Origin of the sequence: Paraburkholderia sp. GV068 (assembly GCF_003058125.1) — a bacterium.
GTDB lineage: Bacteria > Pseudomonadota > Gammaproteobacteria > Burkholderiales > Burkholderiaceae > Paraburkholderia > Paraburkholderia graminis.
In genome coordinates this window covers 92625-117612 of record NZ_QBUB01000016.1, presented here as the reverse complement: position 1 = coordinate 117612, position 24988 = coordinate 92625, and the positions used below count along the sequence as shown (strand labels likewise).

Genomic DNA, 24988 nt, shown 5'->3' with positions numbered 1-24988 from the left:
CAAAGACCTCAAGGAGACACTGGAATGGCAATTCAGTACGACATGTCGCTGCGTCATGGCGTCGACTTCGACTTCCGGCTCGACGGCAAGGTCGCCGTCGTCACAGGTGGTCTGGGCGGTATCGCGATGGCGACGAACGCAGCGCTTATCGCTAAGGGTGCCCGCGTTGCGATCTTCTATCCGAGTTTCGAAGAGCCGCGCGTGCAGGCGGCGATCGAAGAACTCGGGGCCACTAACGCCCGCGCGTTTCCATGCGACGTCGCTAACGAGGCCGACGTCGAAAAGGCAATGAAGGCTGCGCTCGGCCACTTCGGCGATCTTCATCTGCTCGTCAATGCTGCCGGCTGCATCACGCTGACGGCAGCCGAAGACATCGGTGTCGACGAGTGGCAAAAGCAGATCGGCGTGAACCTCACGGGTCCGTTCCTGTGCGCGAAGCATTTCGCGCGGCATGTTCTCGCGAGCGGCCACGGAGGCAAGATCGTCAATATTGCTTCGCAGGCTGCAACCGTGGCGATCGACAAGCATTGTGCGTACACGTCGGCCAAAGCCGGGTTGATCGGTATGACGAAAGTGCTGGCCAAAGAATGGGCGTTGCGCGGAATAACAGTGAATACCGTTTCGCCGACCGTTGTACTGACGCCGATGGGCGCAGCCGCTTGGGAGGGCGAAAAGGGCGAAGCGATGAAGAAGCTAATACCCGTCGGACGCTTTGCGTACACGGATGAGATTGCCGCGGCCATTCTGTTTCTGCTCTCGAATGGAGCGGACATGATCACCGGCGCTGACATCATGATCGATGGGGGATACACCATCTGCTGATGCAGTTCGAGCGCAGCCGGTCCGAGGCTGCAACACGTTAAGAAAGAGATCAATCTGGAGACAAAAAATGCTGAAGAAGATCGCACTTGTTGCTGCCGTCGCTGCTTCGTTCGCAGCGGTTCATTCCGTCGATGCACTCGCCGCTTCGAAAGGAACCATCGCCATTCTGGTGAACGCGCTCGACAATCCGTATTACGCCGCCGAAGCCAGGGGCGCCGACACCGAGGCGAAGAAGCTTGGCTACGACACCATCGTGCTGTCGCACGGCGAGGATGTGAACAAGCAGAATGAACTGGTCAATCTGGTGATCGGCAAAGGCGTGAAGGGGATCATTCTCGACAATGCGGATTCGAACAGTAGCGTCGCCACGGTTCGCACCGCGCAGGAAAAGAAGGTGCCGGTCGTGCTGATCAACCGCGAGATCCCGAAGGATGGCATTGCCATCGCACAACTGAGCCACAACAATCTGCAGGCGGGTACCGAAGTCGCGCAGAAGTTCGTGGAAGCGATCGGCGAAAAGGGCGAATATGTGGAGCTCACCTGCAATCAGGCAGACAAGAATTGTGTGACCCGTTCGCAGGCTTTCCACCAGGTGCTTGACCAGTATCCGGACCTCAAGATGGTTGCGCGTCAGGATGCCAAGGGCGCGCTGCTGCCCGGCAAGCAGGCAATGGACTCGATCCTGCAGGAACATCCGAACATCAAGGGCGTGATCTGCGGCAACGGGCCCGTGGCCCTCGGCGCGATTGCGTCGCTCGAGTCCGCCGGCAAGAAAGACGTTGTCGTGATGGGTATCGACGGCAGTAATGACGAGCGCGATTCGCTCATGCAGGGCAAGTTGAAGGCAAGCGTCATGTTGCAGGCGCAAGGCCTTGCGATTCACGGCGTCGACCTGCTCAACAAGTACATCACGACGGGCAAGACCGGCGAACCGGAGCGCCAGCTCACGCGCGGCATCCTGATCACGAAGGACAACGCGTCGCACGTCAAAGACTTCTACTACAACAAGTAAGCGCGCCAGCTTTTCAAGTAGGCGGGTGCGGCCGGCGCTGCACCTGTTGACGTGTCGTCAGGAGAGGTTGTCATGGTTTTTTCCCCATCTGTAGCCAGGTTCGCGCTGGTGGTCGTCGCTCTCGTTTCAGTTGCCGGGTGTCACGTCGTGACGGATACCGAGCTGGCCCAGATTCGCAGTCAGGGCCAGCATCAAGGCCCGGACCCGGAAAAGATCCTGAATGAACAACTGATTCCGTATGCGGACAAGAATGCCAGGCCCGCTGCACAGGTGATCGGCGCTGCCGGTCAGAACTTCGATAACGCCTGCAAGGAGTACGGCTTTCGCCAAAGCGCGGCTTTCCCATGCAACTTCTGGATACGCGTGCAGGGCAAGGTTATCAAGGTCGACACTTCGTCGCGCGTTGGGAAGGTATTCGTCGATGTCACGCCCGCTTCGGGCGGCGAGCCCGTCCATGTCGCACTCGAGACGGGGCCGGTCGTGATCGGTACTGGCGTGCGCGACGGATTCCCCGGCGTCAAGTACAGCGACTTCGACGATCAGACGCGTTTCGCCGTATTCGGACAGGACCTGAACAAGCTGGTGGTCGCGCGAGCGCAAAAGTCGCTCAAGCCTAAAGTGGGCGACACGGTCGACGTAGCCGCGGTATTCAGCAGCTGGAGCGAACCGACGGGCGAAATCCGCGCAATTCCGGTGACCTGGAAATGAACCAACCGCACACCATGAATCCCGCCAACGTGATCGAGACGCGCGGACTGTCCAAGGTCTATCCGGGCACCGCTGCGTTGGTCGAAGTCGACTACAAGGTGCGACGCGGCAAGGTCAATGTGTTGATCGGCGAAAACGGCGCCGGCAAATCGACGCTGATGAAGCTGCTCGCCGGTGCCGAGACGCCGACATCGGGAGAGATATGGGTCGATGAAAAGATTGCCCACATCACGGACGTGCGTACCGCCGAAAAGCACGGCATCGGCATCATCTTCCAGGAATTGAACCTCTTTCCCGATATGACCGTGGCGGAGAACATCTTCGCCGGGAACGAGTTGACGAGTTCCGGCGTGATCCGCACGAAGGACGAGAACCATCAGGCGAAAGTACTGCTTAACCGTCTGCAGATTCCAATCGACCCGCGCATGCGACTCGGCGATCTCTACGTCGGGCAACAGCAACTGGTCGAAATTGCAAAGGCGCTCTCCAAGCACATCAAGGTGCTCATCATGGACGAGCCGACTTCCGCGCTCTCGAAGACGGAAGTCGAGATTCTCTTCAAGATCATTGCGCAGCTCAAGGAAGAGGGCGTCACGGTCATTTACATCTCGCATCGTCTTGAGGAAATCATGGCGATCGGGGATTGCATTACGGTATTGCGTAATGGGCGCCTCGTCGCAGAAGACGACATTGCGAATATCGACATTCCCTGGATCATCGAGGCGATGGTCGGATCGTCGAAGAAGCGTTTCGCATTCGAGCAGCATGCAATCGGCGAGGAAGTCCTGAAGGTCAAGGATCTTGCGCTGAAGCGCTCGAATGGCATCTACGCGGTTGACCATGTTTCGTTTTCCGTCAGGGCCGGAGAAGTCATTGGAATTTACGGCTTGATGGGCGCCGGCCGCACTGAACTGCTCGAGTCTTTACTCGGCGCGCAGCCGCTGGCTCTCGGCGAAATAGAACTCGCCGGCAAGGCAATCGAAGATCTGCCAATTCCGAAACGGATCGAGGCGGGCATTGCGCTCGTACCCGAAGACAGACAGAAGCAGGGGATGGTGCAGCTCATGTCGATCCTCGAAAACATGACGCTGTCCAGTCTGTCCAGATTTACTCGCCGTCTCGCGTTCGGTGCACTGCGACGCGACCGGCAGCTCTCTGCGTCCAACGATATCGTCAAGCGCCTCGCAATCAAGGCGTCGTCGGTCGATGCGCCGATCACGTCGCTGTCGGGCGGAAACATGCAGAAGGTGGTGATCGGCAAGGCATTGCTGACGTCGCCGAAAGTACTGCTGATGGACGAGCCGACGCGGGGAATCGACGTAGGTGCAAAAGAGGACGTGTACAAGACGATCAGCGTGCTCGCGCAGTCAGGCATTGCAGTCGTGTATGCGACCTCGGAACTGGACGAGGCAATGGCTGTTTCCAATCGGGTCTTCGTGATGGCCAGCGGCAAGCTGACGGCGATCATGGAACGTGCACAGTTTGACAGCGAGCGCATCGTGCGCGCGTCAACGCCCGCGACAGCCGTAGTGTGAAGCACCTTGAGGTGGAAACCATGACTACTCAGAACAGCAGCACTCCTTCGATTCAACCGGTTCACGGCAAGCACAACCGGCAATCCGCTTACATGGCTTCGCGCATGGCGGTGAACCTGCTCAAGCTGCGAATCTTCATTGCGCTCTTTGCGATCATTATCGTGTTCTCGCTTGCAACCGAGAACTTCCTGTCGACAAGCAACATGCTGATCATGGCGAAACACGTGACTATCGTCGCGATTCTGTCGATCGGCATGACGCTTGTGATTCTGACGGGCGGCATCGACCTGTCCGTGGGTTCCATTGTCGGAATAAGCGGGATGGCGGCGGGCTATCTTCTGCTCGAAGGCGTGAAGATCGGTCATCACGTCGTGTTCTTCAACCCGTGGGGCGTGACGCTGATTGCATGCGCGCTCGGCGCGATCATCGGTGCGGTGAATGGTTATCTGATAACGGCGCTCAATGTCGCACCGTTCATCGCAACCCTCGGCATGCTGTATGTCGTACGCGGCGCAGCACTGCTCGTGAATAACGGCAGCACGTTCGCCGATCTCGGAGGCAATCCGGCTCTGGGCAATACGGGCTTCGAATTCCTCGGCAACGGCACAATTCTCGGCCTTTCCATGCCCGTGTGGATTCTCGTGATTCTTGCTGCCATCACCATCTTTGTTGCGAGGCGCACGCCGCTTGGCCGGCGCATCTATGCGATCGGCGGCAACGAGCAGGCGGCGCGCTTCTCGGGAATCCGGACCAACCGCGTGAAGCTGTTCGTGTACATGTTCTCGGGATTCTGTGCGGCGATCGTCGGACTGGTCATCACTGCGCAGTTGCAGACCGCTCACCCATTGACCGGCCAGACGTTCGAGCTGAACGCGATTGCCGCGGTCGTATTGGGAGGAACTGCGTTGATGGGTGGCCGCGGTACGGTCTTCGGTTCGGTCGTCGGCGCCTGTGTGATCAGCATTCTCGGCGACGGCATGGTGATGTGCGGTATCAGCGATTTCTGGCAGATGGTGATCAAGGGCCTCGTGATCATCTTCGCTGTGGTCATCGATCAGTTGCAGCAGCGCCTGCAGAGCCGCATGGTTTCGCTCACCGCGTGAGCGTCGCGAGTTGAGCCGTCTTCTGGAAAGCAACATGCAATATGTTCTGGCAATCGATCAGGGCACGAGCGGTACAAAAGCACTCGTGTTCGATGCGGAAGGGCAGGTGCACGCTCGCGGTTTCGTGGCCGTACCGTGTACGCATCCTCGCAACGGATTCGTCGAGCAGGACCCGCAGCTGATTTATGAGTCGGTACTGCAAGCGGTCTCCATTTGCCTCGGTGAATTCAAAGGCGACCGGAAAGAGATAGCAGGTGTCGGCATCTCGAATCAGCGTGAGACGGTCGTGCTGTGGGATGACGAAGGTCGCCCGATCGTTCCGGCAGTGTCGTGGCAGTGCCAACGTTCTCTCGCGATATGCGAGCGTCTGAAGCAGGAAGGCAGGGCACAGGTCATTGCAGAGAAGACGGGACTATTGATCGACCCGTACTTTTCGGGAACAAAGCTCATCTGGCTTGACGAAAACGATGAGCGGGCGCGCACGCATATTGCCGCCGGCACAGCTCGCTTCGGCACGGTCGATAGCTGGCTTCTGTACCGTTTGACAAACGGCGACGTGTATCGCACCGATTACACGAACGCGTCGCGAACCATGCTGTTCAATCTTGCAGGACTTGAATGGGATCGCGAACTGCTCGCCGATTTCGGTTTGCAAAAGCTGCGGCTGCCTGAATTGCGTCCGTCGGCATCCGATTTCGGCGCGAGCGATTTCAACGGCATTTTCGATCGACCCGTGCCGATCGTATCGATGATCGGCGATTCCCACGCTGCGGCCGTTGGCGAAGGCTGCCTCAGTCCCGGATTTGCCAAGGCGACAATGGGAACGGGCTCCTCGATCATGATGAACGTGGGCGGCAAGCCCTTGCCCGCGGACCACGGTCTCGTGTCGACGCTTTGCTTTGCCACCGAACAGCGGGTGGATTACGCGCTGGAAGGCATCGTCATTAGTGCGGGGTCAACGCCTTCGTTCCTCAAGGAAAAACTGCGCATCGTCAAGGATTTCGCGGAAGCAGAAGAGGCGTTCACGGAATACGATAACGGCGGCGTGTTTCTTATTCCGGCTTTTTCGGGAATCGGTTGCCCGCACTGGAAATATCCAGGCGGCGCGCAAATCGTCGGGCTGAATTTCTCGACGTCCTGGCAAAACGTCGTGCGCGCAGCTTATGAATCGATCGTCTATCAGATCAGGGACGTGATCGCAGTCATGGAGCGGGCTGCCGACGTCCCGTTGCGCGAACTCTTTCTCGACGGAGGACTGGTTCAGCGGCCATTCCTTCTTCAATACCTTGCGGACACATTGAACCGGCCGGTGAGCACGCTGACGCTGAGCGAGATATCGGCCGCGGGCGCAGCAGCGCTTGCCGCGTTGAAGCTCGGATTAATCAACTCGCTCGATGCCTATCGCGAGACTCGGGTGGTGGCACGACGCGTCGAACCAGGGCCAGGCGTCGAAGCGGCTGCAAGAAATCACGAGCAATGGTTGCAATGGATACGACGGCTTTAAGCTCCGTCGATTAGTGGAGATCGGCATATGGCATTCCAGCAGCGTTTCGAAAACAAGGTGGTGGTTGTCACTGGCGGCAGCCGGGGTATCGGATTGGGCATTGCCAGGCGCTTTGCGCAGGAGGGCGCGAAAGTGTGCGTGTCGGCGAATGAAAAAGCCGTGCACGACGCTGCCGCGCAGCTACGCGATTCCGGCTTCGAGGCCATCGCCGTGCAAACCGATGTCACGAGCAAGGAACAGGTTGTCGCGCTCTACGAGGAAGTGGCGGCCACGCTAGGTGAGGTTGATGTTTCAGTCCAGAACGCGGGCGTCATTACGATCGCGAAGCTGGAAGATCTGACTGAGAAGGAATGGGACAACGTACTTGCGGTGAACACCAAAGGCGTTTTTCTGTGTTGCCAGGAAGCGGCGAGACGGATGCTGCGTGCCGGGAAAGCGGGCCGTCTGATCAATACGGCATCGGGACAGGCCAGACAAGGTTTCGTCTATACCCCGCACTATGCAGCCAGCAAGTTTGGCGTTCTGGGCATCACGCAGAGCCTCGCGAAAGAACTGGCGCCAACGGGCATCACAGTGAACGCGTTCTGCCCCGGCATCATCGCGACTGACATGTGGTCGTATAACGACGAAGCGTGGGGCAAGCTGCTTGGCAACTACAAGCCTGGCGAACTCATGGCCGAGTGGGTCGAGAACATTCCCATGAAGCGTGCAGGTAGCGACAAGGATGTAGCAGGTCTGGTCGCGTTCCTGGCGTCCGATGACGCGTCGTACATCACGGGGCAGACCGTGAACGTCGATGGCGGAATGTTCATGTCCTGAGGCCGCGTTCGCAGGTCGCGAGACACGTTGCCTCGCGACTTTCTATCGGAATCGGTCCGCGAGTCTCAAGCAGTCTGCAATAGCGAAAGCTTATTCACTGTCTCGCCGCAGGCGCGCGCCACTTCTGCGCCCTTCACGACGAAGTGCTCAGTGAAGAACTTCACATGCTCTTCCCCGTGGTGGAAGTGGTGCGGCGTCAGCACGGCAGAGAACACAGGAACACCTGTTTCGAGTTGAACCTGCATCAAGCCTGAAATGACTGCTTGAGCGACGAATTCATGGCGATAGATGCCCCCGTCGACAACAAGTCCGGCCGCAACGATGCCAGCGTATCGACCGCTCAGTGCCAGCCGTTTCGCGTGCAGCGGGATTTCGAACGCGCCGGGTACTTCATAAAGATCGATGTCGCCGCTCGCATAACCAAAGTCCTCGATGACCTTAAGGAAAGAGGTTTTGCATTGGTCGACGATGTCGCGGTGCCAGCACGCCTGGACAAAAGCGATGCGACCGCGGTTGCTGCCGGAAACGAATGCTGCTTGTGCTTCGATCGAGTGAGATGTGTTCATGGAGTTCAGCCTGTTTTGTGTGAACAGGGCGAAGAACAGCCGTCTCCCGCCAGTGCGGGCATTGTGGCTGTTCTGTTCTCTTTCATCCGGACTATACCGTCGGCCCCGGAATCCAACCGGGTCTGCTGACCTCTGTTATCGCAGCAATATCGAAACAGAGCGCTCGCGGGCTACGTCTGCAAAAGACGATTACCGCCGGTGGGGAATCGCACCCCGCCCCGAGAACGTGTTCTTGAAGAACGGTGCGTAAATTACCACGTATCCGGCAAATCTGCTGCGTCACCCGCACCCCATTTCACTGCGTGCCTGCCTGAAATTGTTGCCCTCCAGGCAACATGGTGTACGCATTCGCGATGCTACTGGCGCTCGTCCCCGCTGACTACTATCTGTCACACGCTCCCTCCAAATGCAGGCAATACGGAGCGCGTGACACTCGTGGTCGTGCTCGTGAACCGCGTCGCGCGGTGCAGTGCGGCTCACCCCACTTAATCAATTGGACTATTGAACATGAGCGAAACAACTCGCAATGTGCGGCCGGTTATCGCCAACGTCGGCAAAGAAGGGTCAGGCGAACTCGTGTCTTCCCGCTACGGCGTGCGCGTGGGCGACGTTGACGTCGTGCTGATCAGCGATGGCGTTCTGCCGCTGCCCACCTCCACCATGTCGACTAACGTGAGCGAAGCTGACCGCAACGAATGGTTCGATGGTCGCTTCCTGCAGCGCGACATGTTCGACTGGGCGCTGAATATTGCGCTCGTGCGCAGCGGCGACCGCCTGATCCTGATCGACTCGGGCGTGGGCGACGGTTTCGAATACTTCACGCGCGCCGGCCGCTCGGTAATGCGCCTGGAGTCGGCGGGTATCGACCTCGCTGCGATTACCGACATCGTGATCACGCACATGCACATGGACCACGTCGGCGGCCTGAACGTTGCCGGCGTCAGGGCCAAGCTGCGCCCGGACGTGCGCATTCACGTGTCGGCGAAGGAAGTAGAGTTCTGGAAAAATCCGGACTTCAGCAGGACGGTGATGCCGGAAACTGTTCCTCCGGCGCTACGCAAGGCTGCTGCGACGTTCGCGGAACTCTACCGCGAAAACATCGTGCAGTTCGATCAGACCGTGGAAGTTGCCAAGGGCGTGTCGGCGCGCGTGACGGGTGGACACACGCCGGGGCATTGCGTCGTGGACGTCGCATCGAACGGCGAAAAACTGACGTTCGTGGGCGACGCGATTTTCGAGGTCAACTTCGACCATCCCGACTGGCAAAACGGCTTCGAGCACGATCCTGAATTGGCTGCGGATGTGCGTATCGCGCTACTCAACGAAGCCGCGGAAACCGGCGCTTTGCTGGCCGCAGCGCACGTCGCGTTCCCATCCATCGGTCACGTTGCGAAGACGGACAACGGCTTCCATTTCGTGCCGGTGGTGTGGGACTACTGATCGGTGCCCGACGATCAACCATCGCCGTATAGATTGCACTGACGTTTGTCAGAAAACCGCCACGAGCGCACAAGGCTCACGGCGGTTTTTTGCAAACGGTCACTTGCCCTGGTGTGACCGCGGCAGATCAATGCGGTGCCGTTGATACCGGTTGCACGCATCTTTCATCCTTCAACGGAGCGCATCATGAGAGTGAAGAGTTTGTTGCCCGCAATTTTATGCACGTCGATGGCGCTGGCGGTCATCCCCGCGATAGCCGGCGCCGAGCCGTTCACGATCAGGGTCGATGACCTGCGTGACGGGCACTTTTCGAACGAGCAGGTGTACGGAGGCTTTGGCTGTCACGGTAACAACGTTTCGCCGCGCATTTCATGGGCTCACGTTCCGCGCGGCACGAAGAGCATTGTCGTGACCATCTTCGACCCTGATGCGCCGACTGGCGGGCTCGGCTGGACGCATTGGGAGATCGCCAATATTCCACCTTCCGAGTCGTCGCTCGAAAAAGGCGCTTCCGGCAATCCGAAGCTCTTGCCGGCAGGCGCCATTGAGACGTTGACGGACTTCGGCGAATCCAGATACGGCGGACCGTGTCCGCCTAAAGGGGAATCGCATCGATATGTCGTGACGGCGTCTGCTCTCGACGTGGCGCAAATCGATGTCGCCCCGGCGGCGAGTCCCGCAGTCGTCGCCTATCAGATGCATGGGAAAGTCATTGCTCAGGCGAAGTATGTCGCGAGATATCATCGCGCGTCGACTAACGATTAACGACTGACGGGTGCAAGAACCAGGATATCGGCAACCGTTCCTGGCAGCTCGGCTGCCGGTGGAACGGTTGCCGTATTTCAAATACAAATCCTCTGCACGCCGTTCAATTGCACGATGCTCCGCTTATCGAGCGCAGGCTGATTGAGTTGTTCTCGTGCATAGATTCTTTCCGAAGCCGCGAGCCGATAGCGAGGCAAGTCGTCCGGTCCGGGCTGGATATGCAGCATGTGCTTTGCAACCAGACCTTCAACTACGTCTATCGCATTCGAAAGATCGCCCGTTCCATTCGTTCCGTTCGCCACCGCCGCGAGAACGGCATCGAGCGTTGCCGGCTGTTCAAACGACGACAACCGGCGGAAAGCGCACCTCTCCTCGTCCGACAGCAGCGCGTAACTCCATCCAATCGATGCGGCGAGACTCCGATGCCTCGCAGGCGCATTGCGGCATCCCTGCCATTGAAGACGTGAGCGGGTTCCGAGCAGCGTCATGGTGCCGGCCAGTCCAAACGTCGCGACGCGCGCCGCAGCAAGTTCGATTGCAAGCGCAACGCCTTCCAGTTCGCGGCACATCTCCGAAATGGCTGCATAGCTCTTGCTGGTCTGCGGGAATCTCGCGCCCGCTTCCAGAGCGCGTTGAATGAATACCTGCACGGCGGGATAAGTATGCGCATGTTCGATCGAAATCACCTCAGGTCCCGGCGGGACTTCGAGCGCAGGCAGGCGGCAGACGTGTTCGTATTTCACTCGTAGCGCCTCGCGACTTGTCAGCACGAAATAGGTCGCGGATGAGACCGCGAGGATTTGCGTTGTGAGCGACGTCACCTCGTCGATGACATGCTCGCAGTTATCCAGAATGATCAGCGCGCGCCGGGTGCAAAGATAATTGGCGATGCATGCGACGGGTATGTGGTGAAGATCGCCTAACCCAAGCAGACGAGCGAGCGTGAGCGCTACCGTATCGCCATGAGTAACTTCGCTCAAATCGGCGACGTGGATCTCCGAAGGAAACACTCCGGACAGTCTCTTCGCGAGAGCAATGGCGACTGTCGTTTTGCCGATGCCTCCCGGTCCCACAATAGATATGAGCCGATGTCTGCTCAAGTCGGACGCAAGCGTTCGCAAGACCTCGTCGCGACCTTGTGGGCACGCGGATCCTGGTGCGAAGTCGCCGGAATGTACTCGGGGACAAGGTTCAGCAAACCGGGAGCTGGATTCGACAACGATCCGTTCACGCGTAAGCTGACCAACAAAGCAGTAGCCGATGCCCTGAACGTTTTTAATGTAGCGCACACCGTCTTCGCCGTCGCCTAGTGCTTTGCGTAATCCAGCAATGTTCACGCGCAGGTTGCTTTCGTCCACGACGATATTCCGCCACGCATGCGACATCAACATGCGCCGCTCCACGACCTGTCCGGCGTTCTGAATAAGCGCAATAAGAATATCCAGCGCGCGGCTGCCTATTTGCACGAATGAACCTGACCGTTCGAGACGCCTCTCCGCCGGAAACAGTGTGAACGGACCAAACGATATGGCCTCGCCGTAGTCCTGCCGGTCGGTATTTGTCATCACGCCGGAACGCAAAAAATCTTCCTTGGCATTCATCTTCTCAGCAGACTCCGGATTGCGCGATTCAGGTGCATTGGAATAGACCCATCACCCCGGTCTCTCCGCGGCGAAACATTGCGTCACAAGCAATCCTAGTTGCGCCGCCCAGAACATGGAAGACGCCGGCGGGATATCACAGTGTTGCCGCCAGGACAACATCGGACCATCGAATGATTAGCGTACTAGCCCATTCACCGGACCTCATCTGCAGAAGCTGTTGATTGGGCATAGAGTGCCAGCGAGACCTGGTTTCGAACGAGGTTTGCGCCTCCGCGTGTGATCTGCTGGTGAAGCGAGAAGATAAGAGAAGAGAAGAGTTGATGCGGCGAGAAGCGAGAAACAACATCCAACTGTGAGACATGCCATGACAAAGATATCGGTTCCCATTATTTGCCTCGAATGCAACCCGGACGGAAGCTCCGTAGGGAATTCCGTTCTTTCTTCTGTTTTGCTGGATCTTCGACCCGACGGCGACGGAAGGTATAGATCCGAGTGCTCGCGCGGTCATCAGCAGATCGTGGCATTGCGGCAGCAGAAGTTCGAGATTCTTTTTGAACTCGCCGCTTACGCGATACGCGATGGACACTATCGACAATCGGTATCGTCCTGCACCGCGAGTCTCGAAGCCTTTCACGAATTCTTTCTGCGCGCGATGGCGTACGAGAACGGAATAAAGAAAGAGCGTTTCGATGCCGCGTGGAAGCTGCTGGGCATTAGCCCGCAGAATCGCCAGGAAGCCTACTTGCTGAACTACCGGAACTTCTGCGCGCGGCGTCCCGTTCTACTCAGCCACCAACAGAACGACTGGAAAGACTCGGTCATGCAGAAAGGAAAAATGCCGACGCGCGAAGAATGCGTGAAGTTTGGCCAGGCCGTATTGCATGTATTGCAGACGGCGGTGGGAGACACGAGGGTTGCCTTTCCCAATGGCGTAAAGCAGGCAATGCAGGAACACGCGGCTGCGGCTGAACAACACGCGTCCAGATCAGAAGCGCCGTGGAGCATTCGCACCATCGTGAATCTTGCCAAGGAGGATGGCGAACATCCCCATGCGACGCTCGAAGCCGAGCTCGCCAGAATGAATTGACGACATTGAAGTCGTCGATTGTTGTCCCCGAGACAACACGGTGATCTCCTTTGCGTGCCTACTGCCATTCGAACACCAAGTCTACGATTTGTCGTGACGGCGGGCGGCAGATGAGTCGGCCGCCGCGATCATTAGCGATCGTCGCGCAGCGCAGCAGGGCTCGGTTTGTCGTGAGTTCCGGTGCACATCGTCAACTTGGCAATTTAAAAACTTAGGGCAAGAATCATGTCGCAGAAGATCTTGATTGTGGGTGCCGGCTTCGCCGGAGTGTGGGGCGCGCTTGGCGCGGCTCGCGTGCGCGACCGTGCGGGCGCAACGGCTGGCGACATCGACATTACGCTTATCTCGCCGAAACCCGAGTTGGAGATCCGGCCACGGATGTACGAAAGCGAGCCGCATCTGATGTCCGCGCCGCTTTTGCCTCTCCTTGACGCCGTCGGTGTGAACTACGTCGAGGGCAGTGTCGACGAAATCGCTGTCGGCGAGAAGACCGTGCGTGTGATAGCCGCGAGCGGCGCAACCCGCACGCTCGGTTACGACCGGTTGCTGCTCACGAGCGGCAGCAAGTTAAGCCGGCCGGCGATTCCAGGGCTCGCCGAGTATGCATTCTCGGTCGATTGCATGGAGGACGCATCGGCACTTGAAGAGCATCTGAAGGAACTCGCGAAGCTGCCCGATTCAAGCGCTCGAAATACCGTTGCCGTGGTGGGATGCGGCTTTACCGGCATCGAGATCGCCACCGAATTGCCTAAACGGATGCGCGCGCTATTCGGCCCCGATGCGGCGATCAAAGTGATCGTCGTAGGTTCGCAGGCCGACATCGGTCCCGATCTCGGACCTAACCCGCGGCCTTTCGTCGCCGAGGCATTCGCTTCGCTGGGCATCGAAGCGGTATTGGGCTCGAGTGTCGTATCGGTCGACCCGAGTGGCGTCCGAACCGCCTCGGGTACACATATCGAAGCGCACACGGTGGTATGGGCGGGCGGCATGCGAGCGAGTACGCTCACAGCGCAGGTTTCGTCGCGACTCGACCCGCTTGGCCGTGTCGAAGTCGCACCTGACCTGCGCGTGGAAGAGGCACCCGGCGTGTTCGTCGCAGGCGATGTGGCGCGAGTGCGTAGCGACGATCAAGGGCACTACGCGTTGATGTCCTGTCAGCACGCAATGGTGATGGGCAAATTCGGCGGCCACAATGTCGCGGCCGATCTGATCGGCGAATCGACGCTTGCGTATACCCAGCCGTTTTATGCAACTTGTCTCGATCTGGGCGAGTGGGGCGCGGTCTATTCAGAAGGCTGGGACCGCCAGATCAAGCTGACGCATGCAGAAGGAAAAGCACGCAAGCAGATGATCAATACGCAGTGGATCTACCCACCGGCGCCGAATCGCGCCGATGCGTTCGCGGCAGGCGACCCGCTCGCGTCATTTGGCTAATGCGTTAGTACGTTAGTGCGTTCGGGCATCGCGGTTAGTCGTTCACAATGGCTCCGGGCGGGGGCGGCATGAGTACTCGTCAGGCGCGTTTTTCCCGTCGGAGCGTCCGTGAGCGATTCGCTGGTGTTCGGTTATGCCGTCGTTCTGATAGACGTGGCACTGTGGCGTTTCAAAGTGCCGAAGCAAGACGTTTCGCGTCTATTGCTTCGGCTCGCGATCTTTGCCGTGTTCACGGCGAGCATTTTCACCGCGGGCCTCAGCCCCTTCCGACAGGCTACGCATCTTGAAGCGTCGCTGCTTCACGAAGCGGCGCAGGCCCTGAAGATATTCTGGTGGCTGACAGGTGCCCGCCTGTTCACGCTTGCTCTCGACGCCCTTCTGCTGCCGCAGACCTGGCGCAAGCAGAGACTGTTTCAGGACGTATTCGGCGCCGTGGTGTTTCTTGCCGCGGCAGTAGCCGCGACGGGATTCGTTCTGGAAATACCCGTTCGCGGCCTGATTGCGACGTCGGGAACATTGGCCGTTATTCTCGGTTTGGCTATTCAAAGTACTTTGCACGATGTCTTTGCGGGCATCGTACTGAATTCCACGGAACCGTACCGCGTGGGTGACTGGATCTCGATTGATGGCGCCGAAGGCAAGGTGATCGAGATGAATTGGAGAGCAACGCATCTTCTCAATTCGCACGGCAATGTAACCATCGTTCCCAATGCCGCGGCGGCAAAGGCAAATATCACCAATACGAACCGGCCGCACGCTTTGCATGGCGTGACGGTGTCTCTGGAAATTTCGCCGGACGAGCGCCCCGCAACGGTGATTGCAGCGCTTGAATGCGCACTGGCTGCGGCGCGTTCCATTCTGCCGACACCGGCTCCCATCGTGCAGGCGAGAAAATCGACGATACATTCCATTCAGTACGAAGCAACGGCTTTCGTGGATGACACCGCGAAAAAGACGCCATTGACGAACGAACTGTACGACCTCTGCTATCGACACCTCACCGCCGCGGGAGTCGCTTTGCGGCCACCAGGCGTGCCATCTGTCACGGCCATTGTGGCAAACGCCGAGGAGCGCCTGCTTAGACGCATCGAACTGTTCGCCGCCATCGGCGACGACGAGTTGAAGATGCTTTCCAGTTGCATGGTGCGGCATGAATACGACGCGGGGCAGGTGATCTTCACGCCGGAAGTGGTGCCCGACAGTCTCGCAATCGTCGACTCGGGCGTGCTGAGTGTTTCAACGGAGCAATCTACCGGGGCCGTCGAAGTGGTGCGTCTCGGACCTGGCGATACGATGGGCGAGACCGGACTACTCGCGGGTTTGCCGGTTCAGGTGAAGATCGTGACGCTCACCCGGAGTGTCATTTACAGATTGAGTAAAGACGCTGTGACGCCTCTATTGAGGGATAGCCAGGAAGTGACTCATCGGATGTGCCGGCTGCTTTCCCAACGGCAAGACATGTTGCACAAGATGGCGATGAAGAACGCCGCTCATGCAGACGATGAGCACGCCAGCTTCCATTGGCTTCTGGATAAGATTCATCGGCTGCATGCGTTGAAGTTCTGATTGTTAAGCGTCGTTAAAGGAAACGGCTATTTTTAGTTGGGTGTACGTAGAAAGATAAACGGAGTTTTGCAGCGCTTAACTGGGCCGATAAACGCGTCGTCGTTACTCTGAATACTCGACCGGTAAGCAAGCCAATTCCCTTATCTCCCGGTCGAATAATTCCTGGACTTGAGCCATGACTAAAGACTTGGGACACGTTTCCCCCGACGCAAAACGCCGCAACCTGCTGATTGGCGGAGTTGCCGCAACGTTGACGACAACGGTGGCATCGGCCGCCGGCAAGCAGTCAGGACCCGGCGCGGCGGTCGCGCACATGTCGTCCGCAAACCATACCGGTGACGTTATCCGCACCCGGGACGGAGTGAGCCTGTACTTCAAGGATTGGGGCGCGAAAGACGCTCCCGTCGTCACGCTGAGTCACGGTTGGCCGCTCAACTCGGATAGCTGGGAAAACCAGGCCTTCTTTCTGGCGTCGCACGGGTTTCGAGTCATCACACATGATCGCCGCGGTCACGGCCGCTCGAGCCAACCGTGGGACGGCAACGACATGGACCACTACGCGGACGATCTCGCGACAGTCATCGACACCCTCGGCCTGCGCGAGATAGCCGTTATCGGGTTCTCGACCGGCGGGGGCGAGGTCGCGCGTTATGTGGGCCGGCACGGTACGTCACGCGTATCGAAGATCGGATTGATTTCAGCCGTGCCGCCGCTGATGGTTAAGACGCCCGGCAATCCGACAGGTGTACCTATTGAATCGTTCGATAGCGTTCGGGCTGCGATGATCGCCAACCGCTCGCAATTGTTCAAGGACATTCCCGCCGGTCCGTTCTACGGCTTTAACCGGCCGGGCGCCAAGGTGTCGCAAGGTCTGATCGACGCGTGGTGGCGTCAGGGAATGAGCGGTGGTTTCAAGAACGTCTACGAATCGGTCAAAGCCTATTCCGAAACCGATTTCACGGCGGATCTGCTGAAGTTCGACCGACCGACGCTGATCATTCACGGCGACGACGACCAGGTCGTTCCCGTGGATGTTGGAGCCCGTTCGAGCAAGAAACTCGTCCCTCACGCGATCCTGAAGATTTATCCCGGCGCGCCGCATGGATTGACCGATACCCACAAGGACCAGCTCAATCAGGACCTGTTGTCTTTCCTGCGAAGCTAGTTTGCGGAAAGCGTGATTCAAAGCAACCAAGGAGTGAGTCGTGACAAAAGACGATATCCGCAACCATGCTTTTTCGATGCCGCTGCACAATCCGGCATACCCGCGTCCGCCGTTCCGGTTCGTCGACCGGGAGTACTTCATTATTTCCTACGAGACGGATATTGAGGCGCTAAGAGCCGTCGTTCCCGAGCCGTTGAAGGTCGATAACGCGATCGTTCATTACGAGTTCATTCGCATGCCCGATTCGTCGGGGTTTGGCGACTATACGGAGAGCGGTCAGGTCATCTCGGTTCTGGACGAGCAGGGCAGAAAGGCGAACTACACGCACTCGATGTATCTGGACGACGAAGGTCCGATCGCCGGCGGCCGTGAGATCTGGGGATTTCCCAAGAAGCTCGCTTCGCCGCGGCTTTCGATTGATGGAAAAGACACCTTGCTCGGAACGCTCGACTACGGCACGCAGCGAATTGCCACCGGCACGATGGGCTATAAATATCGTCCGCTCGACGCCGCTGCCGAGCAACACAAGCTCGCCGACACACCTAACTATCTGCTCAAGGTAATACCGCACGTCGACGGCTCGGTTCGAATATGCGAACTCGTCCGCTTCTTTTTGCGCGACGTTCAGGTAACCGGCGCCTGGGAAGGGCCGGCCGCGCTCGAACTTCATCCGCACGCGCTGGCTTCGGTTGCGGACCTGCCCGTTCGCAAGGTAATCGGCGCGCGTCACGTCGTCGCCAATCTCACACTCGATGTGGGCGAGGTGGCGCACGACTACCTTGCCTCCGTCGATCCGATGAAACTCGTAGTGAACCAGTAACTCTCCCGGAGGATATATGGCATTGAAAGACAAAGTGGCGCTCGTGACGGGCGCGGCGAGCGGAATTGGCGAGCAATGCGCACGCAAGCTGGCCGCGGACGGAGCGACGGTCGTCGTAGCGGATCTGAATCTCCCGAGCGCAACGAAAGTGGCCGAAGACATCGTCCGCAGCGGTGGCCGCGCGGTTGCTCTCTCCATGGACGTGACGAACGAAGAGGCGGTCAATGCGGGCATTGCCGATACGGTAAGCCGATTCGGCAGCATCGACGTATTGGTGTCGAACGCCGGTATTCAGATCGTCAACCGGATCGAGGACTACTCGTTCTCCGACTGGAAAAAGATGATGGCTATTCATCTCGATGGCGCATTCCTCACTACTAAGGCAGCGGTGAGGCATATGTATGCATCGGGCAAAGGCGGCGCGGTTATCTACATGGGTTCGGTGCATTCGCACGAGGCATCGCAACTGAAGTCGGCTTATGTGACGGCCAAGCATGGGCTGCTTGGGCTTGCACGTGTTGTCGCGAAGGAAGGCGGGCCGCACGCTGTGCGCGCGAACGTGGTGTGCCCGGGTTTCGTCAGAACGCCGCTGGTCGACAAGCAGATTCCGGAGCAGGCGAAAGTGCTGGGAATTTCAGACGCGGAGGTCGTGAAAAACGTGATGCTGAAGGACACGGTAGATGGCGAGTTCACCTCGCTGGCCGATGTCGCCAATACGGTCGCGTTTCTCGCCGGCTTCGAATCGAATGCGCTGACCGGCCAGTCCGTCGTGGTGAGCCACGGCTGGTTCATGCAGTAAGGGGATAACCGTGAGATCGAGTCAGCGCAAAGAGTTGCAGCAGCCGTCTCCTTTCAGGCTGCCCCGGTACGATGAAATCGGACTTGTGCTCCAGGGTGGCGGAGCCCTGGGTTCGTATCAGGCCGGCGTATACGAGGGGATTGCCGAAGTAGGTATTGAGCCGACCCGGATCTCCGGCATATCGATCGGCGCGTTGAACACCGCGGTGATTGCGGGGAACGCGCCGGAAGACCGGGTGGAGGCGCTACGCGGATTCTGGAACACGATAAGTCAACCCGCGGATGTTTTCTCGCATGTCCGTTCCCTGCTGCCCGTCTATCCGGGCTGTGAAGACATGGCGCGCAAGTGGTCGAGCGCGTGGGCGGCAACGCGCACGCTGGTGGAGGGACAGCAGGGATTTTTCTCGCCGCGTATGCGCACGCTTGCGGCCGATCTCGTGAAGAGGCGTCCCGACGAAGTCAGCTATTACGACACCACTGCGTTGCGTGAAACGCTGATGAAGTACGCCGACTTCGACCGGATCAACGATGGAGGCATCCGTGTTTCGGTGGGCGCTGTCAACGTACGGAATGGCAATCTCGTGTACTTCGACAACTCGACGATGCGACTGAAGCCGGAGCACTTCATCGCGTCCGGCTCGCTGCCGCCAGGGTTTCCCGCCGTCGAGATCGATGGAGAGTTTTACTGGGACGGAGGGCTCGTCTCCAATACGCCGCTGACGGAGATTATCAGGGAGAGTCAGCACAGAGACACGCTCGTCCTGCAGGTCGATTTGTGGAGTTCGCGCGGCAAGTTGCCAGGTGATTTTCTCGACGTCAACGAGCGTGTCAAGGACATTCAGTATTCAAGCCGTACGCGGGCCGTCACCGCCTTCATGGCGCAGAACCAGAAGCACGCTCAATTGATCAAGGCACTGCTCGAACATATCCCCGAGTCCGCGCGTCGCGATCATGCGGTCATTCAGGAAGCGCAGAAGACGGCGGATGGCAGCGCGGTGAATGTGGTGCATCTGATCTACAAGAACAAGTCGTTCGAAGGGCACTATAAGGACTACGAGTTCAGCAAGGACACAATGAAGGAGCACTGGGCGAGTGGATTAGACGACATTCGCAATTCTTTCTGTTATCCCGAGTGGTTCGATATTCCCAGCCGTGAAGTCGGCTTTATCAGTCACGACGTGCATCGATACAGGCCGGGTGCGAAATCGTGACGCGGCCAATCCACTGCGGCTCGCTCGACGCGGGCCTGATCGCGCTTCTCGAGTTGCGCGCATCGCAAATCAACGGTTGTTTGCTGTGCGTTCAGCACGGCCTGCGCCTCGCACTCCAGGCAGCCGTCGCCACATCGAAGATCGAGCATATCGGAAGCTGGCGGCGCGCCGATGTTTTCTGTCATGCGGAGAAGGCCGCGTTGGCCTGGACCGAACATCTTTCGGGTGTCAGCGAACAATCGGCGTCCGATGAAATCTGGTCGCGCATGCGGAAGTACTTCAACGAGACGCAAATCTCAGAGCTGTTCAGGTACTGGAGCAGCAGCGCATTGTGGTCGACCGGCGAGGTCATCCGTTGTTGCACCGCCGGTATCGCGGTCAATTCCGCTGTTCCCTGGCACGTCCAATAGCACCCGGCCGTTCCCGGGTCAGGAGGCAACGTGTTTTCCCATGAACTCATCGCGCAATACGGCGCGCTCGTCGTATTCCTGAGTGTGCTTGGCGCGTCACTCGGTCTGCCTGTGCCCGCTATGCCAACGTTGATTACCGTCGGCGCCAGCATCACGATTGCAACCGGTGCTCAGCAATCGGCAGTGTCGCATTTCGCGTCGACGTTAGGGGCTGCCGCGTTGGGCGGAGTGCTTGGCGACCTCGTCTGGTATGAAGGCGGAAGACGATTCGGCGAACGCACGCTTCGAACGGTTTGTCTCTTATCGTCGTCGCGTGATAGTTGTGTGAGAAAAACCGAGCGGTTCTTTGGGCGCTGGGGCGTGCGAGTTCTGATCGTCGCCCGTTTCGTCCCCGGCCTGTCGCTCGTTGCAGTGCCGTTGTGCGGGGCAATGGCGGTGAGGTTGCGGTACTTCATCGCCTGCGATTGCGCCGGAGTGGCCTTGTGGGCTTCCATCGCGCTCGCTATTGGCGGAGCGTTCGCCGCGCAGATCGACCTGTTATTCGCGGTGATTTCGCATCTCGGCTGGCGGGCATTGGGTATCGTCGCAAGTGCACTCGCGCTGTATTGCTGCTATCGCTATTGCCGGCATCTCATGCTGTCCAAAGCGCTCGAAACGTCGCGGATCGATGCAGTGGAGTTGCACGGTTTGCTAACCGACGAACCGCGGCCGGTCATCTTCGACATTCGTTCTCCCGAGAGGCGGACGCTCGATCCGTTCGTCATCCCGGGCGCCGTATTCGCCGACGAACGCAAATGCAGCGAGATAGTACGGGCGTACGACGCGAACCGGACATTCGTCATTTACTGCTCGTGCCCGGGAGAAGTGTCCGCCGCATGGATGGCCGGCCGTTTGCGTCGCGCCGGAATCAGACTTGCGTTGCCGCTGACCGGAGGCATCGACGCATGGCGCGATGCGGGTTTCAACGTTGCCCCTGTACCAGCAGCCGGCGGCGAGCGCCGTGCGCAGTAAAGATTGGCGGAGGTGTCGGATTTCATGACGGTATACTGATCGGCGCGAATGATCGCGCGGGCGTATGTGCGCGGTTTGGTCATGCGTTTCTGCCACGGAAACGCAACAGATCCCATGTACTGTGCACAAGGACCGCTCCATGGACGACACCAGCGTTTTTGACAAGCTACGCCCGCGTTTGCAGGGCATTGCATATCGGATGCTGAGTTCGGTCGCAGAAGCGGAAGACGTGGTGCAGGACGTTTGGTTGCGCTGGCATTCGACCACACGGGAGACCATCGAGAACGCGGAAGCGTGGCTTGTCGCCGTGACGACGCGGATCTCCATCGACCGTTTGCGCGCCGCGAAAATCCAGCGCGAGCATTACACCGGCATCTGGCTTCCTGAGCCGCACGTTACCGACTATCCCGCAACGCCGGAGCAGGCGAAGGAGCGCGCTGACGATGTGTCCGTCGCGTTTCTGATGCTGCTCGAACGGCTGAGCCCGGAAGCGCGTGCGGCCTTCCTGCTGCGCGAAGTATTCGATGCCGACTACGATGAAATAGCAAAAGCCATCGGCAAGAGCGAAGCGGCCTGCCGGCAACTGGTGAGCCGCGCGAAGGCGCAGTTGCGCGACGATCGTCCGCGCTACGTCGTGTCGCGGGAGACGCATCATCGGTTGTTGCAGACTTTTGCGCACGCTTTGCAGCGCGGCGATTTTGCGGCGATCAATTCAATGCTGGCCGAAGATGCCGTGCTCATGGGCGATGGCGGCGGCCGGGTGCAGAGCTTTCCAAAACCGATGGTGGGCGGCCGGCGCATCGCGCAGCTTTTTTATGCGGCTGCGCTTCGCTACAAAAGCGGACTGCGCGTCGAACTCATCGTCCTCAACAGCCAGGCGGCACTGTTGCGCTTTTTCGACGGCGCACTCGAATCGGCGCAGACGTACGAGACGGATGGCGAGCGCATTGTGCGCATTCAGGTGCAGCGAAATCCCGACAAGCTGGCGCGCATCGCGGCCAGATTCGACGGCCGATGATTCGCGACCCCGCAAGGTCTGGACAACGTTCATACGATCAATTGCAATAGCAGCGAAATCGATGCCGCAACATTGCTGAACGGGAAGGGCGCGCCCGCCATCGCGCGGCTGAAATTGCGGGCGGACTGGCAGATTGTCTATCCCAGCGGATTCGTGAGCCCGGTTTGTCACAGATGACCGGGTTAAAACGTCTTGTCGAGTACGAAACCTTTAAATCGTGCCCGCCCATGTCCGACGATCATTCCGCCCGCCCCTTGACCGACAATTCGCTCGCGAGCAGCTTTGCCACGAGTTACGCCGGTGTCGTTTCGTTTCTCGCCGTGGCCAATGAAGGCAGCTTTGCCAAGGCGGGTGACCGCCTCGGCATTGGCCGCTCCGCCGTCAGCCGAAACGTGCAAAAGCTCGAAGCGCAGCTCGATGCGCGGCTTTTTCTGCGCACCACGCGCAGCACGTCGCTGACCCGCGAAGGCGAACTGTTTTATCAGAACTGTCATCCGGGCGTCGAACGCATCGTGCAGGCGCTCGAGGACATGCGCGAATTGCGTAACGGACCGCCGCGCGGCCATCTGCGTATCTGCTCGACACCCGGATTCGGCCGCAAGATCGTCGCGCCGCTGCTGCGCGGTTTTCGCTCCCGCTATCCGGACATAGCGCTCGAACTGTTGCTGAACGATCGTCCTGCCGACTTCATCGCGGATCGCGTCGATGTCGGGTTTCGCGACGGGCGTATGGAGGACAGCGAAGTCGTGGCAAAGCAACTGATACCCATGCAGATGATCGTCTGTGCGTCGCCCCAGTACGCGAAAAAACACGGTGTGCCGCGTCATGTCGACGATCTCGCCCAGCATCGGTGCATCAACTTCCGCAGTGCGTCGGGGCGCGTAAGCGATTGGGAGTTCAAGGTCGACGGACTCATACAAAAGCAGTTGCCGCGAGCGCAGCACACGTTCAACGACATGGACCTCATCGTGCAGGCCGTGCTCGACGGCGAGGGCATCGCTCAATTGCCGGCCTATCAGGTCTGCGATCTGTTGCGGAAAGAGCGCCTGGTTTCCTGCCTCGCCCAATATGCGCCGGACGACCGCGGTCACTATGTCTGTTATCTCAGCCGCAAGCATTTGCCCGCCAGAATCCGCGTGTTCATCGACTACATGGCGGAACAAACGCGCGCGCTCGACCTGCAATGCCTGAGCACCATGCTGGCGGTGCCGGCGCTCTGATTGGTGCTTTGGAGGCAACACGGTGCGTCGCCGCACAAGCCTTCCCGACGGGCGGCCGCGCACCTACGATGCACTCATACGCTGACGGCGCATCCACGCCGGTCCGGCGCACTACCTACAGAGTCGCGAACTCGCGCGCATGGTTCGACTGGTTGCGAGCCTCGGCGTGAGCCAACGGCTGTCGGACATACATGATGAGCCCTTTGCATCCGCCGCCCCTCACGCTGCTCGATAAGTACTTCGGGCCAGACTTTCAGTCACTGTATTCGACGACCGTGACCGCCACGGGCGGCGAGACGAGTCATGGCCGGGCATCCGGCGTAGTCCAGTCGGACGACGGCCAACTCCACCTCGACTTGCGCCTGCCCGCAGCGCTCGGCGGCCCGGGCGGCGGGACGAATCCCGAGCAGTTGTTTGCCGCCGCCTATGCCGCATGCTTTCACGGCGCGTTGAACCTGCTCGCCGCCAAGGCGGAGATAGCGATCGTCGACGCGAAGGTGGAAGTGACGGTCGATTTCGGGCGAGACCCCGTCGATGGCCTGTTCAGGCTGATTGCGCAGGTCCGCATTCATTTGCCGGGCGTTGAGCCGGCCATTGCGGAAGCACTCGTGCGCGACACCGAACGTTTCTGTCCGTACGCGAAGATGGCGCGCGAGGGGATCGTGAGCGTCGTCGCACTCGCGCGGCCGGACAGCGCGCCAAAGCGGTAAGCCGGCAGCGTCAGCCCGCAGCCATGAGACTCTAAAGCCAGAGGCGAAGCATTGTGCAGGCGATCGCCGCTGCAAGTCGCAGGAGAACCGGAGATGTGTGGACCCGACCCCTGGTCGCAAATTATCGGACGGCTGAGCGCGCATTGGCATGAGACTGCATCGGCGGTTTGCGAGGCGTCGGGGCGCCGCAACCGACGCAGCCGCCCGATGGCTGCGCATGCGGTGTTCAACGGCCGCCTGCCTACGATTCGAAGCATCGAATGGCAAACCGACACGACGGTGCTCGTTTCGTGGAGCGACGCCACGCGCGGCAGCTATCTCGATCAGACCTGGCGCGCCGGCTATGCGCGCGTCAGAGGTGTTTGCGCGCTGAGCGGCATGTCCGTCAAGCGGGGCGATGTGGTGTTCCGGCCGTTCCACCGCGGCACCGCACCGCCGTCGAATGCGCTCGAGATGATCCTGGCTTCGGTGCTGACGGGGTATGCGGAGAGGCTGCTTGTGCTGGGGTGATGTGTGGTGCGATCGGCGCTGCATCGTTCGATCCCGGCACCAACGCCGGCACGAAACCTTGCCGGGTGCCGCCGATACAGGTATCGACACTACCACCCAACTCCCTGTTTTTTATCGCTTTTTTGCATGGTTGCGCGGCCCACGGCGTGA

General features: G+C 59.2%; 24 protein-coding genes and 1 riboswitch. Of the genes, 22 read left to right on the top strand and 2 right to left on the bottom strand.

Annotated features, from left to right (window positions below):
• Positions 1-24 precede the first annotated feature (24 nt).
• From C8K18_RS27210 to C8K18_RS27180, 7 genes are all read left to right on the top strand, one after another.
• Entirely contained in the window at positions 25-822 is a 798-nt protein-coding gene (locus C8K18_RS27210; RefSeq protein ID WP_029971835.1) for a GolD/DthD family dehydrogenase, read from the top strand.
• A 67-nt stretch (positions 823-889) separates the two neighbouring features.
• A complete protein-coding gene (locus C8K18_RS27205; RefSeq protein ID WP_006047570.1) occupies positions 890-1834 on the top strand; it encodes a D-ribose ABC transporter substrate-binding protein in 945 nt (314 codons plus the stop codon).
• Between the two features lie 72 nt (positions 1835-1906).
• Positions 1907-2542, top strand: a complete 636-nt coding sequence (locus tag C8K18_RS27200) for a DUF2291 family protein (RefSeq protein ID WP_082367132.1) — start codon at positions 1907-1909, stop codon at positions 2540-2542.
• On the top strand, positions 2539-4077 hold the full coding sequence (locus C8K18_RS27195) for a sugar ABC transporter ATP-binding protein (RefSeq protein WP_082367130.1): 1539 nt from the start codon (positions 2539-2541) through the stop codon (positions 4075-4077). Before C8K18_RS27200 ends, C8K18_RS27195 begins: the two co-directional genes overlap by 4 nt.
• 20 nt (positions 4078-4097) lie before the next feature.
• Positions 4098-5180 (top strand): ABC transporter permease, encoded by a 1083-nt coding sequence (locus C8K18_RS27190; RefSeq protein ID WP_107710438.1) that lies wholly within the window; start codon positions 4098-4100, stop codon positions 5178-5180.
• 34 nt (positions 5181-5214) lie between these two features.
• Positions 5215-6684 carry a glycerol kinase gene (locus C8K18_RS27185; protein ID WP_107710439.1) on the top strand — a complete coding sequence of 490 codons (1470 nt, stop codon included), beginning with the start codon at positions 5215-5217 and terminating at the stop codon, positions 6682-6684.
• Between the two features lie 27 nt (positions 6685-6711).
• Complete coding sequence (locus C8K18_RS27180; RefSeq protein ID WP_107710440.1) at positions 6712-7503, top strand: glucose 1-dehydrogenase; 792 nt, start codon at positions 6712-6714, stop codon at positions 7501-7503.
• Between the two features lie 65 nt (positions 7504-7568).
• Here the strand turns inward: C8K18_RS27180 and C8K18_RS27175 are convergent, their stop codons facing one another.
• Complete coding sequence (locus C8K18_RS27175) at positions 7569-8069, bottom strand: 6,7-dimethyl-8-ribityllumazine synthase (protein ID WP_107710441.1); 501 nt, start codon at positions 8067-8069, stop codon at positions 7569-7571.
• 70 nt (positions 8070-8139) lie between these two features.
• A riboswitch (FMN riboswitch) is annotated at positions 8140-8299 on the bottom strand.
• Positions 8300-8576: 277 nt separating this feature from the next.
• On the opposite strand from C8K18_RS27175, the gene C8K18_RS27170 reads away from it, so the two are divergent.
• Both C8K18_RS27170 and C8K18_RS27165 read left to right on the top strand, forming a co-directional pair.
• The gene (locus C8K18_RS27170; protein WP_006047577.1) at positions 8577-9509 is read left to right on the top strand and encodes an MBL fold metallo-hydrolase; all 933 of its coding nucleotides are present in this window, start codon (positions 8577-8579) and stop codon (positions 9507-9509) included.
• A gap of 186 nt (positions 9510-9695) precedes the next feature.
• Positions 9696-10274 carry a YbhB/YbcL family Raf kinase inhibitor-like protein gene (locus C8K18_RS27165; RefSeq protein WP_006047578.1) on the top strand — a complete coding sequence of 193 codons (579 nt, stop codon included), beginning with the start codon at positions 9696-9698 and terminating at the stop codon, positions 10272-10274.
• Positions 10275-10351: 77 nt separating this feature from the next.
• Here C8K18_RS27165 and C8K18_RS27160 read toward each other — a convergent pair whose 3' ends face one another.
• Complete coding sequence (locus C8K18_RS27160) at positions 10352-11875, bottom strand: winged helix-turn-helix domain-containing protein (protein WP_107710442.1); 1524 nt, start codon at positions 11873-11875, stop codon at positions 10352-10354.
• Between the two features lie 367 nt (positions 11876-12242).
• Here C8K18_RS27160 and C8K18_RS27155 point away from each other — a divergent pair, with 367 nt between their 5' ends.
• From C8K18_RS27155 to C8K18_RS27095, 13 genes are all read left to right on the top strand, one after another.
• Positions 12243-12965, top strand: a complete 723-nt coding sequence (locus C8K18_RS27155; RefSeq protein ID WP_107710443.1) for a hypothetical protein — start codon at positions 12243-12245, stop codon at positions 12963-12965.
• 225 nt (positions 12966-13190) lie between these two features.
• Positions 13191-14399, top strand: a complete 1209-nt coding sequence (locus C8K18_RS27150) for an NAD(P)/FAD-dependent oxidoreductase (RefSeq protein WP_107710444.1) — start codon at positions 13191-13193, stop codon at positions 14397-14399.
• A gap of 108 nt (positions 14400-14507) precedes the next feature.
• Positions 14508-15965 (top strand): mechanosensitive ion channel domain-containing protein, encoded by a 1458-nt coding sequence (locus tag C8K18_RS27145; protein WP_107710445.1) that lies wholly within the window; start codon positions 14508-14510, stop codon positions 15963-15965.
• A 175-nt stretch (positions 15966-16140) separates the two neighbouring features.
• Positions 16141-17130: an alpha/beta fold hydrolase gene (locus C8K18_RS27140; protein WP_107710446.1), complete on the top strand. Its 990-nt coding sequence runs from the start codon at positions 16141-16143 to the stop codon at positions 17128-17130.
• Positions 17131-17170: 40 nt separating this feature from the next.
• Positions 17171-17950, top strand: a complete 780-nt coding sequence (locus C8K18_RS27135; RefSeq protein WP_006047584.1) for an acetoacetate decarboxylase — start codon at positions 17171-17173, stop codon at positions 17948-17950.
• A 16-nt stretch (positions 17951-17966) separates the two neighbouring features.
• Entirely contained in the window at positions 17967-18749 is a 783-nt protein-coding gene (locus tag C8K18_RS27130) for a 3-hydroxybutyrate dehydrogenase (RefSeq protein ID WP_107710447.1), read from the top strand.
• Positions 18750-18759: 10 nt separating this feature from the next.
• The gene (locus tag C8K18_RS27125) at positions 18760-19959 is read left to right on the top strand and encodes a patatin-like phospholipase family protein (RefSeq protein WP_107710448.1); all 1200 of its coding nucleotides are present in this window, start codon (positions 18760-18762) and stop codon (positions 19957-19959) included.
• A complete protein-coding gene (locus C8K18_RS27120; protein ID WP_165919864.1) occupies positions 19956-20369 on the top strand; it encodes a carboxymuconolactone decarboxylase family protein in 414 nt (137 codons plus the stop codon). The genes C8K18_RS27125 and C8K18_RS27120 overlap by 4 nt, the downstream gene beginning before the upstream one ends.
• A gap of 30 nt (positions 20370-20399) precedes the next feature.
• Positions 20400-21380: a DedA family protein/thiosulfate sulfurtransferase GlpE gene (locus tag C8K18_RS27115; protein ID WP_107710450.1), complete on the top strand. Its 981-nt coding sequence runs from the start codon at positions 20400-20402 to the stop codon at positions 21378-21380.
• Between the two features lie 139 nt (positions 21381-21519).
• Complete coding sequence (locus tag C8K18_RS27110; RefSeq protein WP_053859698.1) at positions 21520-22398, top strand: RNA polymerase sigma-70 factor; 879 nt, start codon at positions 21520-21522, stop codon at positions 22396-22398.
• Between the two features lie 227 nt (positions 22399-22625).
• Positions 22626-23618, top strand: coding sequence for a LysR family transcriptional regulator (locus C8K18_RS27105; protein WP_107710451.1), 993 nt, complete (start codon positions 22626-22628; stop codon positions 23616-23618).
• A gap of 194 nt (positions 23619-23812) precedes the next feature.
• Positions 23813-24328, top strand: coding sequence for an Ohr family peroxiredoxin (locus C8K18_RS27100; RefSeq protein WP_107710482.1), 516 nt, complete (start codon positions 23813-23815; stop codon positions 24326-24328).
• A 207-nt stretch (positions 24329-24535) separates the two neighbouring features.
• The gene (locus tag C8K18_RS27095) at positions 24536-24838 is read left to right on the top strand and encodes a DUF3331 domain-containing protein (RefSeq protein WP_244231048.1); all 303 of its coding nucleotides are present in this window, start codon (positions 24536-24538) and stop codon (positions 24836-24838) included.
• Positions 24839-24988: the final 150 nt, after the last annotated feature.